Below are 14781 nucleotides of genomic sequence, written 5' to 3'. Positions count from 1 at the left end.
AGTCGGTGTATGCCCTCTGTGCGGATGGTCTCCGTGCATCATCTCTTCAGGCGGGCACCGCGGGTGCCGCTGGTGCGGACCCCGGCAGCCGCCGTCGTGCTTTCCCTTGCGCTGGCTGCGGGTGCCTTTCTGAGCGGCTGCGAATACAGCTACGACGACGGCCGGGGCGAGCTGCCGGCCGGCACCTTCCCCGCCGTGACGGATCCGGCGCTGCCGCGGGACCCGCTGGAGAACCTGCCCGTGGCCGGCGCCGAGCTCGATGCGTGGGCGAAGGAGGTACTGCCGGATGCAGAGGGGCAGGTTTTCCGCACCAGCTACGGGACTGTCGAGGGCGGGGAAGAGAAGACAGAGTCCACGGGACAACTGCCCAGCGGCACGTATTCCCTGACGCTCGCCTGCCGCAGCGAGCGGAGAGTCAGCTTCACGGTGCGCGACTCCGAGTTCGCCCTCGTGGACCTGAGCCTGCGCTGCGGGACGTCACGGGTCAATGTGGTGCACGTGTCGAAGGATTCAGTGCTGCACGTGACCGTGGAGGCGAGGGACGACGCCAACTTCGCCTACCGCGTTAGCCGGATCTGACCGGGGCTTCCGGCCGTCCGGCAGCGCAGCTGTAAGGCGCCCCGCAGCCGTCAGGCAGCGCAGCCATCCGGGCAGCGCAGGGTCTCGGGGCTGGAGGCGCACTCGGCGCAGTACAGCGTGAGCGTGCGACAGCTCAGGTTGGAGCAGTTTTCGAACTTGCTGGTGGGCGCGGCGCAGCGGACACACTCGCCGACGGTCTTGGCATCTTCGCTGAATTCAAGATGCATCCGCTTGTCGAAGACGTACAGCGAGCCCTCCCACAGGCCCTGGTCCTTGAACGTTTCGCCATACCGGACGATGCCGCCGTCGAGCTGGTAAACCTCCTTGAATCCGCGGTTCACCATGAGGCTGGAGAGCACCTCGCAGCGGATTCCGCCGGTGCAGTAGGTGACTACCGGCTTGTCCTTGATGGAGTCGTACTTGCCGGACTCTAGTTCCTTGATGAAATCGTGGGTGGTGGCGACGTCCGGGACAATCGCGTCCTTGAATTTTCCGATCTGCGCCTCGAACGCATTACGGCCGTCGAAGAAAACGACGTCCTCGCCGTTCTCCTTCTTCGCGTCCACCAGTTCGTGGAGTTCCTCCGGCTTGAGGTGCGTTCCGCCGCCCACGACGCCGTTTTCGTCGACCCTCAGCTCGCCCGGGGCGCCGAAGGAGACGACCTCGTCGCGGACCTTGACGCTCAGCCGCGGAAAGTCATCGGCCCCGCCCTCCGACCATTTCACGTCGACGCCGTGGAACCCCTTGTATTCGCGAGTCGTCTTCACGTACTGCTTGACGGCGTTGAGCTCACCGCCCACGGTGGCGTTGATGCCGTCCTTGGAAATCAGGATGCGTCCCGTCAGCCCCAGCTTCTCGCAGAGGGCGCGCTGCCAGAGCCTGACGGCGTCGGGGTCAGCGATGGGGGTAAAGCCGTAAAAGAGCACGATTCGGTTCAAAGCCACGTATTTAAGGGTACTGGCTGCGGGGAAGGCAGCGGAATCGGAGGTGCGGGGCGGGGACGCCGTCGCGGTGCAGCCGGCTTCACCGATCACAATTGCATAAGCAAGTGTCAAAGCCCTGTTACTTGTGACAACGCTGGAATAGTCTCATCACATGACGCCAGAAGCCATGGTTGGAGACATCACTCATCTGCTGGAAGTCTGGGTAGCTGGCTGGGCTGGTTGCCGGGGCTATGAGACGCGCACTGAGGGGCGCTTTCCTGCCGCCCTGCGCGCAGACACTACCGGGGACTGGGAATATTTCGCTTCCGATCCCTCCGACACCGAGTTCGCCACGCTGGCAGCCACGACGGCCGAGGCGCCGGCACGGGTGCTTACCATCCTGACCAATGACGTTGGTCGCTACAAAGTCCTGGCACAGCAGCATGGGCTGAATGTGACATCAGCGTCCCAGAGCATGATGGTGGTGGACATGGAGACCCAGGACGCCGAGGATCCGTGGCTTTCCGACGACGAACTGAAACTGGAAACATCCGAGTCCAACGGCGTGCACCATGCTGTGGTGCGGGCAGGCGATGCCCTCGCAGCCAGCGGACAGGTGTGCGTCATCAACGGGACCGCAGTCTTCGACAAGATCGTGACAGAGCCGGACTTCCAGCGCCGTGGACTGGGCAGCTTCATCATGAAGGCCCTCGCTGCCCAAGCGTTTGCGCACGATGTGGAAGACGGCCTGCTGCTTGCCTCACTGGACGGGCAAAAGCTGTATTCACACCTTGGCTGGACCTCGGTGTGCCATGTCCTGTTGCTCTCTGCCTCCAACGAGGGCGCCGACCTCTCGGTGGCCTGACGCTTCTCTTGATCTGACGGCGGTGCCCGCATTCGCGTGCTGATTCTTGCATTCCCGTGCTGATTTTTGCGCGGGTGAAAGAATATTGGGGTGAACCCCCATGACTCGCTGATTCCCCTGCTGGGCCGCGGCCCGGACCCGGAACAGCTGCGGCATGTGCGGACCATCCCGGCGCGCGCGGCTGTGCACGAGCCGTGGCCGGAGTGGGCCCATCCTGAGGTCGTGGCTGCGTACGGCAAACTGGGCATCCACCAGCCGTACCGGCATCAGATCCAGGCGGCCAACATCGCGCACGCCGGCGAACATGTGGTGATAGCTACGGGCACGGCCTCCGGAAAGTCGCTCGCCTACCAGCTCCCGGCCCTGGACGCGATCCACCGCTCAGAACTGCGTGTCCTCTCCGAGCCTGGCAAGATCCATGACGATGGCGCCGTGACGCTGTATTTGTCCCCGACCAAGGCGCTGGCAGCGGACCAACTCGCAGCCATCCGCTCGCTGAAGCTGCCCACCGTCAGGGCAGAAACCTACGACGGCGACACGGACCCGGCCTCACGGCGCTGGATCAGGGACCACGCCAATTTCATCCTGGCCAACCCGGACATGTTGCACTTCGGGATCCTGCCCAACCATGCCTGGTGGGCGGGGTTCTTCCGGCGGCTGCGTTACGTAATCGTCGACGAGGCACACAGCTACCGCGGCGTTTTCGGTTCCCATGTGGCCAACCTGATGCGCCGCCTCCGGCGTATCTGCGCCTATTACGCCGGCGCTTCTTCCCCCGGCCCGGTCTTCATTGCGGCGTCTGCCACGGCTTCTGAACCGGAAACGTCCTTTGGCAGGCTCATCGGCGCCCCGGTCCGGGCTGTCTCAGAAGATTCCTCACCGCACGGTTCCACCACCGTGGCGTTCTGGGAACCGGCCCTGACTGAGGTGCGGGGCGAGAACGGTGCCAAGGAACGCCGGACGGCAGTGGCCGAGACCGCAGACCTGCTGGCGAACCTCGTCTCATCCCGGATCCGGACCATCGCCTTCATCAAGTCCAGGCGCGGCGCGGAAACCATTTCCTCCATCACCAAGCGGCTCCTCGATGAAGTCGATCCCAGCCTGCCCCAGAGGGTTGCCGCCTACCGTTCGGGCTACCTTCCGGAGGAACGGCGTGCCTTGGAAAAGGCATTGCGGTCCGGCCAACTGCTTGGCATCTCCAGCACGTCGGCCCTAGAGCTGGGCATCGACATCTCAGGGCTGGACGCGGTGCTCGTAGCCGGCTGGCCGGGAACCAGGGCATCCCTCTTCCAGCAGATCGGCAGGGCGGGGCGCGCCGGACAGGATGCCATCGCCGCGTTTGTGGCCAGCGATGACCCGCTGGACACGTATTTGGTGAACCATCCTGAGGCGATCTTCGATGTGTCGGTTGAGGCCACGGTGTTTGATCCGTCGAATCCGTATGTGCTGGGCCCCCACCTGTGCGCAGCAGCAGCCGAACTACCGTTGGGGGTTGCGGAGCTGCCTCTGTTCGGCGGCACCGCAGAGAAACTGCTCGGTCAGCTAGTGGCGCAGGGTTATCTGCGGAGGCGCCCTGCCGGCTGGTTCTGGACGCACCCGCAGGGCGCGGCTGCCATGGTGAACCTGCGGGCCGACGGAGGCGGTCCGGTAAGTATCGTGGACGCCGATACCGGATCCCTGCTGGGGACCATGGATTCGCCGCAGACCCACTACCAGGCCCATACCGGAGCCATCTACGTTCATCAGGGCGACAGCTACGTCGTGGAGGACCTAAACGAGGACGATCACTGTGTTGTGGTGCGGCGCGCGAACCCGGACTACTACACCACGGCCCGGGACATAACGCAGATCGAGGTGCTTGAGACCGAGCGCACGGCCCAGTGGGGCGACGTCGCCGTGCATTTCGGCGATGTGAAGGTGACGACTCAAGTGGTCTCTTTTCAGCGCAAGGCCCTGATTTCGAATGAGGTCCTTGGCGAGGAACCCTTGGAACTCGGGGCACGGGACCTTTTTACCAAGGCGGTCTGGTTCGTCATGGACAACCGGTCCCTGACAGGTGCCGGCCTGATCGAGGCACAGTTCCCCGGCGCGCTCCATGCAGCAGAACATGCAGCCATCGGACTCCTGCCCCTCGTGGCGTCCAGCGACCGCTGGGACATCGGGGGCGTCTCCACAGCGATCCACGCCGACACGGGCGTGCCCACGATTTTTGTGTACGACGGGCATCCCGGCGGTGCAGGCTTTGCGGAACGGGGCTTCGAGAAGGCCAAGGTGTGGCTTGCCGCGACCAGGGACGCCATCAAGGCCTGCGAATGCGAGTCCGGCTGCCCGTCCTGCGTTCAGTCCCCCAAATGCGGCAACAAGAACAATCCACTGGACAAGGACGCAGCCGTCACATTGATTGACGTTCTGTTGCGGGATGCAAAGGAGTCCGCTGCCCCGCCCGAGGCGTATGCCGCGAGTGCTGTCGTGCCAACCGCGGGCTAAGGCGGCGGCCCCGCCCGGGCCCGCCCGGCTGCTGATCCGAGGATGGTGCCGGCCGTAAGTTGGGTGTGGACTTCGACGGATTGACCACCTTCCTCAGCGCAGCTGAGCAGCCTGGCCCCGTGCCGGCCTGCTACCTCTGCAGCAAGAATGCATGGTTCACCCGCCGTCACGCCGCGCAGTGCATCCGCTGCTGCCAGAGCCGCGAGGTCGGCCGCGGCTGCCGCTTTGGAGGCCATCACGGCCGACTGCGCCAGCAGGAGCAGCATGGACATGGCCAGGATGACCACCATGCCTAGACCCGCTGCGAGCACTGTGCCGGACCCCCGCTCGGAATCAGGCTCCTCCGCCTGCTGACGCCGCTTCACTCCGGTCTCCTTATAGTCGTTTGTTTCTCCGGGCCCCCTGGCTTGCCTTCGAGTCTCCCCGGTGTCCGGGTGGACTCCGCCGTTTCAGCACGGGCCTCGGCCTTCGCCGTCAGTGTCCAGGGCACTACGTTTCCCATAGGCCCTGCCATCCGTACCGACACGGTCACGCTCAGCCATTCGCCCTCGGTGTCCACAACCGAAGAGGCCGAGCCGCCAGCCAGCTTTCGGACAATTACATCGATGGCAGCAGGATCCTCTCCGCGGGCAAGTGCTCGGGCGCCGGCCCTGGCCGCCTCCTCCAGCCGGAGTTGCGTGACCCCCGCCGCAGACCCAGCCAGAAGCATAGTCAGCAGCATCAGGACAGCAGGCAGTGCGACCGCGAATTCAGCCGTCACGGCCCCGCGGTTGTTCGTTTTGCGGCTGCCGTTTGTGCTGCTCTCCGTCGCAACAGGTGGCGGGGTCTGCGGCAGGAGCCTCACGGCAAGGCCAGCGCCGTGCGGATCAGGTTGAGCAGGAAACCGCGGACTTCGTCGCTGCGCAGGATGAACACCAGAAGCCCGGCGAATCCGACTGCGGCCAGCGTGGCTATGGCGTACTCCGCCGTCGCCATTCCGGCATCCGAGCCCATCAGGCGCCGCCGCGGGCGCATCTTCACCCGGGGCGCTGCGCTGGCTCCAGGGTAAATTTCCCGGACCCCGGCCTCGTTGCCTTCCTGACGTGCAGGCTGGGCTCCGCCGAGATTGTTTTGATTCAGGGACATAAGTCTTCCTTTCTGCTTGGCCGGCGGTCTTGCCGGCTACTCCGACTGTTCCGGGTGGCGGGCCGACCGGTAAGTGAGAAATTGGCCTAAGTGGAAAAGCGGTGGCCGGGCCACCTTGTGGAGGGAAAGTGTCCGGCGGAGGGAAAGTGCTGGCGCAGGAAACGTAGGCGCCCGGGTTCCCGAGGGCACCAGCGCGAGCAGGCACTCACGTTCCCGAGGGCACCAGCGCGAGCAGGCACTCACGTTCCCGAGGGCACCAGCGCGAGCAACACCGGGACCACTCCCAGACAGATGAATGCCGGGAGGGAGCACAGACCAAGGGGGATCACGAGCTTGACGCTGAGGGACGCTGCGCGTTTTTCAGCGGACCGGAACCTCTCACGGCGCATCCTGGCAGCCTGGGCGTAAAGGATCGCGGAAGACGGCGCGCCAGTCAGCGCGGCAAACCCCAAGGCGTCGCGAAGTGCCAGTATCTCCGCTGAATGCCCCTCTGAGCTCCGCCACGACGTCTCCCAATCCGCCCCGATGGCCAAGGCTGCAACCACAGGCCTCAGGGACCTGCTGTACTCCGCGGAGGCAGCTGCCGCCACAAGCTCCAGGGACCGTCCGATTCCTGATCCCGCATCGAGCATGGCGGCGATCAGTTCAAGCATCATCGCCGTGTCACGCAGACCGGGCTCCGGCCCTGAAAAACTCGTCCTTCCCGAGCTCTCATGGGATCTCTCGCCGTCCAGCAACACCCCGACCTTGGAGAGCAGCCGTCTTCGCGCGCGTGAGTGGCCCGTTAAGGCGAGCGCAGCGGCGAAAGCCAGCAGCGCGGCCATCAGCACGGCGGAAAGCATCGGCCCCGTCATGTCCGTAGCCCCGTCACTCCAGCGGTCCTGTCACTGGGCCGGCATCGGCGTCCGTGCCACTTCCCCGACCAATCAACGCGACGGCGTCGTCAAGCCGCGGCGCCATCATGACACTGCCGTTCCGGCCGCTGCCCGGACCAGCCTGGCAGACCAGATCCGGCCTGCAACGGTGAGCACGGTCCCCGCGACAAATGCGCTCACGCCAAGGGGTGTCCCCACCAGCATCGCCAAGGGATCGACGCCGAGGCAGATCCCCAGCCCGAGTCCGAGCAGGGGAAGCCAGGTCAACAAAGTGACTGTCGCTTTAGGACCTGCGAGGGCGGTCTGGCGGGCAGCCTCTGCGTCGTCTTCAACCTCGAGTTGTGCCGCGAAGCGGGTCAGGACGTCCGCCAATGGACAGCCACTGGCCTCGGCGATATCGAAGCAGGCCGCCAGCTCCGCCCAGATCCGCGGTTCGTGGCTGCCCGCTGCGTGGACAGACGACGGTACCGCGAGACGTATTGCTTCCGCGACCGGGGATCCCCGCATTGCTGCCCCGCGGGCCGCCGCGAGGACTCCCGCCGATCCGGGGCTCAGCCGTGGCCCGTCGGATTTCCTGTCCAGCCCGTCAGGTTCTGCGTAAACCACCCACAACTCGTCCCAGAGGCGCGACGGTGTCCGCCCGCCTTTCAGCAGTGCGGCAAGCTGCTGGACCACCACAGTGAGCGATACGGCCGCGTCCGTCCGACCGCGGCCTGCGCGGCCCAAAAGCGAAGCACCACGGTGGTTCTGGCCTCCGCCGGCACCGCGCCACTTGCCCCTGCGCCGGTGCTTCTGGTCAAGGCCAGCACCGGCGCCGAGCAAAGGTCCCGCTGGCCTTCGGGAAGCTCCGGGGTCACGGCCCGAGGACGCGCCGCTGCCGCGGGTGACACCCCCAGCGAAGGCCCTCCGGACACGGCGACTCAGGCCGCGCGGGGGACGCAGGATCAACCACAGGGCAAGAGCCAGCACTCCAACGAGTACGGCAATCATGCCGCAACACCGGCAGGTCCCCGGATCCACTCGCGTACCTGCTCGGTGTCCGTCGGCTGGGTGCCGTCTAAAGTGTGGGCGGTTGCCGGAGCAGAAGCCTGAGCAAGATCCAGGACCGTAGGCTGTGTCTGTCCAAGGGCCAGCTCCGGATCGATGCCGAGGCGGTGGGCCAGCATCGCCCACGCCGGTCCAACGACGAGCCGCCCGCCGGCATTCTCGAGGGCTGCGGAAACGCCAAGACTGCCAGCTGTCTCCTGCAGCACCCCGATGCAGGCCACGTGACGCCCTTCCCGGGTTCTCGCGACGTGTACCACTACGTCCAGAGCGCTGGAGACCTGCAGCCGTACGGCGTCCTGCCCCAGCCCCGCCAAGGCTCCCAAAGCAGTGAGTCGGGCAGGCACAGCGCCGGCAGCATTGGCATGGATCGTCCCTCCGCCGCCGGTGTGGCCGGTGTTCATGGCTGTCAGAAGCTCCCGCACTTCTGCGCCACGGCATTCTCCCACCACCAGCCGGTCGGGCCGCATTCTCAGCGCCTGGCGCACGAGTTCGCCCAGGTCCACTTCGCCGCCGCCCTCGAGGTTGCCGTGCCGCGACTCAAGCGACACAACGTGCGGGTGAACCGGGTTCAGCTCCGAGGCATCCTCGATCAGAACCAGCCGCTCACCTGGATCGCAAAGTCCCAGCAGGGTGGACAGCAGAGTCGTCTTTCCCGAACCCGTCGCCCCGCTGATCAGGAAGCTCAGCCGTCGCTCCACCATCTGTTCCAAAACAGACTGGATCAGCGGCCCGAACATCCCCCCGCGCCTGAGTTCGTCCAGGGAAAAGACGCGTTCGCGACGGATCCGCACGCTCAGGAGTGTTCCGGCGGTGGAGATCGGCGGCAGGACAGCGTGGATGCGGTAGCCGCCGTCGAGCCGTACATCCACGCACGGTGAGCCATCATCCAGGCGCCGGCCGCCAGCTGCAACCAGCCGGGACGCCAGGGCCCGGAGCTGGGGTTCGCCGGCGAAGGCTACCGGCGCCCGTTCGATGCCCCTGCCGCGGTCGAGCCATACGGAATCCGGCGCGTTGACGAAGATGTCGGTAACGGAAGGATCCCTGACCAGCTGCTGAAGCGGACCGAGACCGTTCAGCTCGGCGCTGATCCGTTCAACTGCCGCCAGGGATCCAGCCGTGCCAAGCAGTTTTCCGGTCGCCTGCACCGCGGCGGCAACGCGAGACGGCGTAACCGGTCCAGCGTCGGCCATGACGGACTCGCGCACAGTCTCGAGCAGTCCCGAATCAAATTCCCTGGCCGCTCGCCGTCGGCCTCCGGCTTCCGGGTGCCCGGGCATCGCCCCTCCACTCCCGGGACCGAAATGGGCACCAGCCCCAGGGGCACTTGAATGCGCGCTCACTGGGCGTCCCCGGTCATCAGTTCACCATCAAGTAGGTCCAAGACTGAGGCGGCGAACCGCCGGACGCTCCTCCGCTTGCCCTGCTCCAGCAGGCGGCCAAGCTCGGCTGCGCCGGCGGTGCCGCGCACTTCCGGCAAGACACCGTGCAGCGGGAGCCCCACAGACTCAGCGATCAGGGTTCCGTCCAGGGCAGCCCCGGCTTTGCCCCGGATCACGAGCGCTGAATCCACCGGCGGAAGCTCCTGAAGGAGCCGGGCACAGGCGACAGCGGCCTTCAGCTGGGCCGGAACAACCACGAGCAGTCGGTCGCAGTCCCAGGCAAACGTCCGGAGAGGTTCGACATTTCTGCCGATGTCCACGATGACGAGCTCGTAGCCCCGCCTCGCGGCGTCCAGCACTCCGCCCACAGTGGCCGAATCCACGACAGGCGGCCTTTCCCTGCTTCCCGGCCAGGACAGGAAGGAGAAACCTCCAGCCACAGGCAACGCATCCGCAAGCTGGCCAGGGTCGATGCTGCCGCTGGCATCCGCCAGGTCCGGCCAGCGGAGCCCCGGCGATTCCTCCGCTGCCAGGGCAAGCTCGAGTCCCCCGCCCCAGGGGTCTGCATCCACGAGCAAGACCCGTGCGCCAATTCCGGCGGCGGCCTGCGCGATCCAGATGCCGGCGGTGGTGGCGCCCGCGCCCCCGCACCCGCCGGTGACGCCCAGAACCAGCCCTCCTGCCTCCGGTGAGCGTGAACGACTGAGGTACTCTGCGAGCCAGGCCGCCGCGTCGGGAAGAACCGCCACGCGCTGTGCGCCCAAAACCGCACCAAGGTGCCACAGGCTGTCCCCCTCTCCGCTCAGGCCCACCAGCACGGCGGGCGCCCGGCGCCGCGGGGGCAGCTCACGGATGTCGCTTCCTACCAAGACGGCTGCCGCTGAATCCCAGTACGGTGCAGCCTCCGAGACGCCGGCGACGACGCGCAGCCGTCCCCCTGCCGCCGCCACGATCCGCTCCACCTCCCCCTGGAGAAATTCAAAGGCGGTTACCAGCAGCACCTCCTCAGCTTCGACGGGGAGCCATGCGCCCGGCGTGTCGCCCGGGTAACGCAGTCGCGCGGCACGTCCGGGGGGCTGCGCCGAAGCCCGCCCGGGTCTTGAAAACCGGGGCGCAGAGGGAACCGGCGTCATACTGGCCGGGCGCTCCGGAGCGAAAGTTGGCCGCCGCTCCGCCGAATCGGCCGTGTCGTCGAGGGGCAGTCCTGGCGGGCCGTCCTCCCAGCCAACGTCCGCCTGCGCGGCCGGCAGTGCGGTGTCCGGTTCAGATGGAGCTCCCTGGTTCCGTGCGTGATGCCTGCTCATGGAGCAACTCTGGCTGGGAGCAGTGCCGCAGGGCAGTCGTGGATGACCGTATGTGGACAACTCCGCGGCGCGAGCCCTGTGGAGGAAAAGTCGCAGTACGGGGAGTGATGCCGCACCAACGACCGGTCCAGCCAAGGACCCGCCAAGGGCATCCCAAGCAGCAACGAACCAGCCCCCCCAAAGCAGCCACGAAGCAGCCACGAAGCAGCCACGAATCAGCCCAAGGGACGCGAATACGCACCGCAGCACCGAAGTGGGTCAAACTCAGGGCAGAATTGATCCATGTATCTGTTGCTGGCCGCCCACCCCGACGGCGCAGTGATACAGGAACTCACCGCCGGCGGGCTGCCGAATCCGCGCAACCCGGAACCACAAATCGTCAGCCGCACCGCGGACCGCGACAACATGACCCACCACGTCGGCCCACGGCCCGACGGTATGCCCGCCAGACCGGACACAGCCGGGAGCCCCGCCGGGGCCAACAGCGCAACCGGGCTCGCCGCCGCCGTGCGTGATCTCGAAAAGCGGCGCCCACGATGGATCTGGCACCGCACGCAGGACTGGTATCCGGCGCTGCTGGCTGCCGGCGTTGAGCTGGAACGGTGCTACGACCTCGCGCTGTGCGGCGCCATCCTGGCGCATTCGGAGTTCACCGCCCACACGGCGTATGCACAGAACGCGGAGAAGCTGACGCAGGACGACGACCTCCAGCAACCCCCGCGGGCGCTTCAGCCGCCGCCGCCTCCGGCAGACCAGGGGTCGCTCTTCGACGATCCCGGCATGAACGCTGAACCGCGGCACACCGCCGAAGAATTGCGTGCCGAGTACGCGGCCCAGCAGGAAGCCGTGGCTGCCGCCAGCGCGGACGGCAACCGAAGGCAGCGGCTACAGCTCCTGCTCGCAGCGGAATCGGCGGGTGCCATGATCGCGGCCGAGATGCAGCACGCGGGCGTGCCGTGGAGGGAAGAGCTGCACGAACGGATCCTCGCCGACTACCTCGGTCCGCGGCCGCCGGCCGGCCAACGCCCCGCCAAGCTGGAGGCGCTCAACACCGAGCTCCGCCGGCTGCTGAACTCCCCTGGCCTGAACCCGGATTCGCCCCAGGAGCTCATGCGCGCCCTGCACCGGAACGGCATCGAGGTGAAGTCGACGCGGCAGTGGGAGCTGAAGGAGTCGAACCATCCCGCCATCGAACCCCTGCTGGCCTACAAGAAACTCTCGCGGCTGCACACGGCCAACGGCTGGACGTGGCTGGACGCCTGGGTCAGGAACGGGCGCTTCCAGCCCGAGTACGTGGTGGGCGGTGTGGTGTCCGGCAGGTGGGCGTCGCGCGGCGGCGGTGCCCTGCAGATCCCGCGGCAAATCCGCGGCGCGGTACACGCCGACCCCGGCCACAAGCTGATCGTCGCGGACGCCTCGCAGCTGGAGCCGCGCGTTCTCGTGGCTCTTTCACAGGATTCCACGATGGCCGAAGCGGCCCGCGATCAGGACCTCTACGCGGGCATCGCGGCAAAGGGATTCGGCGGCGACCGCGCAAAGGCCAAGATGGCCCTGCTCGGAGCCATGTACGGCGCCACCTCTGGCGAGGCCGGCCGGCTCATGCCGCAGCTGGCGCGCACCTATCCGCGTGCCGTCGGCTTCGTGGAACAGGCCGCCCGCGCCGGGGAGGCAGGGAAGACTGTCACATCGCGTTTGGGCCGCAGCAGCCCGCCGCCGTCAGAGGGGTGGTTCCGGAGCCAGCAGTCGACCACCGCGGAGGAGCAGCGCCGGGCGGACTCGATTGCCCGCTCACGCGGCCGGTTCACCCGCAACTTCGTGGTGCAGGGCTCCGCGGCCGACTGGGCAGCCTGCTGGCTTGCGGAATTACGACGCCGGTTGCGCGCCATGCGTGCCGACGGCTCCGCATCCGCTGAGCTCGTCTTCTTCCTCCACGACGAAGTCATGGTCCATGCCCCGGACGCCGCTGTGGACAGCTGCATCCGTGCCGTAGAGGACGCCGCCAACGCCGCGAAGGAGCTTCTCTTCGGCCGGATTCCGGTGGAGTTCCCGGTGAGTGTGGCGGTGGTGGACTCGTACGACAACGCGAAATAAGGCGGGTGCCGGCGGCCACCGGCGGTGTGGAGATCTTTGTCGCCGGGCCTCAACGGCGGACACTAGCCTGTCTGCGGCGGGAACCAAAGTCACACGGTGACTGCACCGGAACGGATCGTTTCAGTGAGTAACGTACCCGCGGGTAGTTCGCGTCCGTGCGGCGCGTCACACTACCCTGAAGTGACCGGGCAGTGGCAGTTAGTTGGCCCGGCAAGTGCAACGAAGCATCATCAGGGGGTCCAGCCAGTGGCGGGCAGATTTGAAGTACATCAGGACGACGAGAAGTTCTACAAGTTCCGGCTCAAAGACGGAGACGGCAAGATTGTGGCGGTGTCACCGCGCTTCAGGAGCCTTTCAGGCGTCGTGGCAGGCATCGACGCGATGCGGGAGAACGCCGCAACGGGGCTCGTGGTGGACCTGCGGAAGCCGCACCACCAGAGCTAGCAGAACCCGGACAGGGCCGGCTGCACCGGCATCCCAGCGTACGCCCAGGCTCGGTTTCAGTCATCGAACGAGCTACAGCATCAGCGGGTGCAGCCGCGTCCGGTCCCAGGGAACCGACCAGCCCAGCTGGTCAAAGAGCTCATTCAGGATCATGCCGGTGAACCCCCAGACCACAACGTCCTTAACGGTGAACGCCGGGCTCTGGAACGTCTGGCTCATCCGCGTGACGGTGGCCATGGCACGGTTTTCCGGATCAAGAAGGTCCCGCACCGGAACGCGGAAAACCTGGGCAGACTCTCCGTAGTCCACCACCCGGACCGGAGACGGTGAGGCCCACCAGCCAAGGACGGGCGTCACGAGGTAGTTGCCCCGGGGCAGCGCCAACTCCGGCAGCGCGCCCAGCACCTCAACTCCGCCAGGGTCCACACCGGTCTCCTCCTCAGCCTCACGGAGAGCCGCAGCAATCGGCGACTCGTCCGGGTCGATGCCGCCTCCCGGAAACGCGACCTGCCCTGGATGGTCATCCAGGGTGTGCGCCCGTTCAAGGAGCAGGACATCCAAATCTGCGGGGGCCAGCGGTTTTCCTGACTCCGCCGGAACGTCATCCAGTGCACCGAACAGGATCAGCACCGCGGCTTTGCGCGCCACCGAGGGGTCGACTGTCAGTGTCCGCCAGTAGGGATTGCGGGCCGGTCCGGTCCCGGCGCTGATCAAATCAACCAGGTCCACCAAGTCCTGGCGTGCGGTCATGGAGTCCTCCGCTGCGATTCCATCCGGATTTCGGCTGCACGGTGCGTCTCAGCCAGTAGCTTCCCCAAGAGCTCTTCGTTGCCGGGGGCAAGCTCGTACTTGAGCAGCTTCGCCGCCTTCGCCGGATCCGTCTCGCCCGTGCCGAAGCTCGGACACCAGTTCGCCACGGCGCAGGCACCGCAGGCCGGCTTCCGCGAGTGGCAGACCCGCCGGCCGTGGAACACCACCCGGTGCGACAGCATAGTCCAGTCCTTGGGCTCGAAGAGTTCGGCAACATCCGATTCGATGCGCACGGGATCGTCGGAGTCGGTCCAGCCGAAGCGCCGCGCGAGGCGGCCGAAGTGCGTGTCCACCGTAATGCCCGGGATGCCGAAGGCGTTCCCCAGCACCACGTTGGCGGTCTTGCGACCGACGCCGGGAAGCGTCACCAGATCCTCGATCCTGCCCGGCACCACGCCGTCGAATTCATCCACCAGTCGCGTCCCCAGTGCCATGAGGTTCCTCGACTTGGCCCGGAAGAAGCCTGTCGGCTTGATGATGGCCTCAAGCTCCTCGGGATCGGCCTCGGCCATGCTGCGTGCGTCCGGATAACGGGCAAAGAGCAGCGGTGTGATGAGGTTGACCGTCACATCGGTGGTCTGGGCAGAGAGTACCGTGGCCACGAGCAGCTCAAACGGACTCCGGAAATCAAGCTCCGCGTGGGCGTAGGGATACTGCTCCGCGAGCGCCCGGTTGATCCGCCGTGCCCGCCGCTTCAGCGCCAGCGCAGACCCGCCGGAGGGCTGACCGGTACCAGCCGCCGGGGCCCCGGCCGGCGGGGACCCGGGCTGCACAATTCCCACAGCGGGGTCCCCGACCAGCAACGGCCCGCCCGTATATGCCTCGGCAGGGATATTTGTCTGGGCAGGAACG

Annotated in this window: 15 protein-coding genes; 5 read left to right on the top strand and 10 right to left on the bottom strand. The window is 66.6% G+C overall.

What is annotated here, in order from left to right:
* Positions 1 to 9 precede the first annotated feature (9 nt).
* A complete protein-coding gene (locus tag AC1D14_RS14850; protein ID WP_230119344.1) occupies positions 10 to 579 on the top strand; it encodes a hypothetical protein in 570 nt (189 codons plus the stop codon).
* Between the two features lie 50 nt (positions 580 to 629).
* On the opposite strand, the gene trhO is transcribed toward AC1D14_RS14850, so the two are convergent.
* Positions 630 to 1523 carry an oxygen-dependent tRNA uridine(34) hydroxylase TrhO gene (gene trhO / locus AC1D14_RS14845; RefSeq protein WP_230119345.1) on the bottom strand — a complete coding sequence of 298 codons (894 nt, stop codon included), beginning with the start codon at positions 1521 to 1523 and terminating at the stop codon, positions 630 to 632.
* Positions 1524 to 1674: 151 nt separating this feature from the next.
* Between trhO and AC1D14_RS14840 the strand changes: the two genes are divergently transcribed.
* Both AC1D14_RS14840 and AC1D14_RS14835 read left to right on the top strand, forming a co-directional pair.
* Positions 1675 to 2367, top strand: a complete 693-nt coding sequence (locus AC1D14_RS14840; protein WP_230119346.1) for a GNAT family N-acetyltransferase — start codon at positions 1675 to 1677, stop codon at positions 2365 to 2367.
* A 90-nt stretch (positions 2368 to 2457) separates the two neighbouring features.
* A complete protein-coding gene (locus AC1D14_RS14835) occupies positions 2458 to 4854 on the top strand; it encodes a DEAD/DEAH box helicase (RefSeq protein ID WP_230119347.1) in 2397 nt (798 codons plus the stop codon).
* Here the strand turns inward: AC1D14_RS14835 and AC1D14_RS14830 are convergent.
* From AC1D14_RS14830 to ssd, 7 genes are all read right to left on the bottom strand, one after another.
* The gene (locus tag AC1D14_RS14830) at positions 4851 to 5219 is read right to left on the bottom strand and encodes an Rv3654c family TadE-like protein (protein ID WP_230119348.1); all 369 of its coding nucleotides are present in this window, start codon (positions 5217 to 5219) and stop codon (positions 4851 to 4853) included. The two genes, AC1D14_RS14835 and AC1D14_RS14830, sit on opposite strands and share 4 nt — an antisense overlap.
* Positions 5216 to 5614, bottom strand: coding sequence for a TadE family type IV pilus minor pilin (locus AC1D14_RS14825; RefSeq protein WP_476882147.1), 399 nt, complete (start codon positions 5612 to 5614; stop codon positions 5216 to 5218). Before AC1D14_RS14825 ends, AC1D14_RS14830 begins: the two co-directional genes overlap by 4 nt.
* A gap of 80 nt (positions 5615 to 5694) precedes the next feature.
* The gene (locus tag AC1D14_RS14820) at positions 5695 to 5979 is read right to left on the bottom strand and encodes a DUF4244 domain-containing protein (protein ID WP_230119349.1); all 285 of its coding nucleotides are present in this window, start codon (positions 5977 to 5979) and stop codon (positions 5695 to 5697) included.
* Positions 5980 to 6218: 239 nt separating this feature from the next.
* Positions 6219 to 6833, bottom strand: coding sequence for a type II secretion system F family protein (locus tag AC1D14_RS14815; RefSeq protein ID WP_230119350.1), 615 nt, complete (start codon positions 6831 to 6833; stop codon positions 6219 to 6221).
* Positions 6834 to 6938: 105 nt separating this feature from the next.
* Positions 6939 to 7844: a hypothetical protein gene (locus AC1D14_RS14810; RefSeq protein ID WP_230119351.1), complete on the bottom strand. Its 906-nt coding sequence runs from the start codon at positions 7842 to 7844 to the stop codon at positions 6939 to 6941.
* Positions 7841 to 9178: a TadA family conjugal transfer-associated ATPase gene (locus AC1D14_RS14805; protein ID WP_230119352.1), complete on the bottom strand. Its 1338-nt coding sequence runs from the start codon at positions 9176 to 9178 to the stop codon at positions 7841 to 7843. Before AC1D14_RS14805 ends, AC1D14_RS14810 begins: the two co-directional genes overlap by 4 nt.
* Before the next feature lie 59 nt (positions 9179 to 9237).
* Positions 9238 to 10584 carry a septum site-determining protein Ssd gene (gene ssd / locus AC1D14_RS14800; RefSeq protein ID WP_354962158.1) on the bottom strand — a complete coding sequence of 449 codons (1347 nt, stop codon included), beginning with the start codon at positions 10582 to 10584 and terminating at the stop codon, positions 9238 to 9240.
* A gap of 282 nt (positions 10585 to 10866) precedes the next feature.
* On the opposite strand from ssd, the gene AC1D14_RS14795 reads away from it, so the two are divergent.
* Entirely contained in the window at positions 10867 to 12675 is a 1809-nt protein-coding gene (locus AC1D14_RS14795; protein WP_230119353.1) for a bifunctional 3'-5' exonuclease/DNA polymerase, read from the top strand.
* Positions 12676 to 12921: 246 nt separating this feature from the next.
* Positions 12922 to 13119 (top strand): YegP family protein, encoded by a 198-nt coding sequence (locus AC1D14_RS14790; protein ID WP_230119354.1) that lies wholly within the window; start codon positions 12922 to 12924, stop codon positions 13117 to 13119.
* Positions 13120 to 13191: 72 nt separating this feature from the next.
* Here AC1D14_RS14790 and AC1D14_RS14785 read toward each other — a convergent pair whose 3' ends face one another.
* Positions 13192 to 13869, bottom strand: a complete 678-nt coding sequence (locus AC1D14_RS14785; protein ID WP_230119355.1) for an NUDIX hydrolase — start codon at positions 13867 to 13869, stop codon at positions 13192 to 13194.
* On the bottom strand, positions 13866 to 14702 hold the full coding sequence (gene nth / locus AC1D14_RS14780; RefSeq protein ID WP_476882160.1) for an endonuclease III: 837 nt from the start codon (positions 14700 to 14702) through the stop codon (positions 13866 to 13868). Before nth ends, AC1D14_RS14785 begins: the two co-directional genes overlap by 4 nt.
* Between the last annotated feature and the right edge of the window lie 79 nt (positions 14703 to 14781).

Source organism: Arthrobacter sp. P1_B11 (genome assembly GCF_056406715.1).
This window is presented reverse-complemented; position numbering and strand designations above follow the sequence as displayed.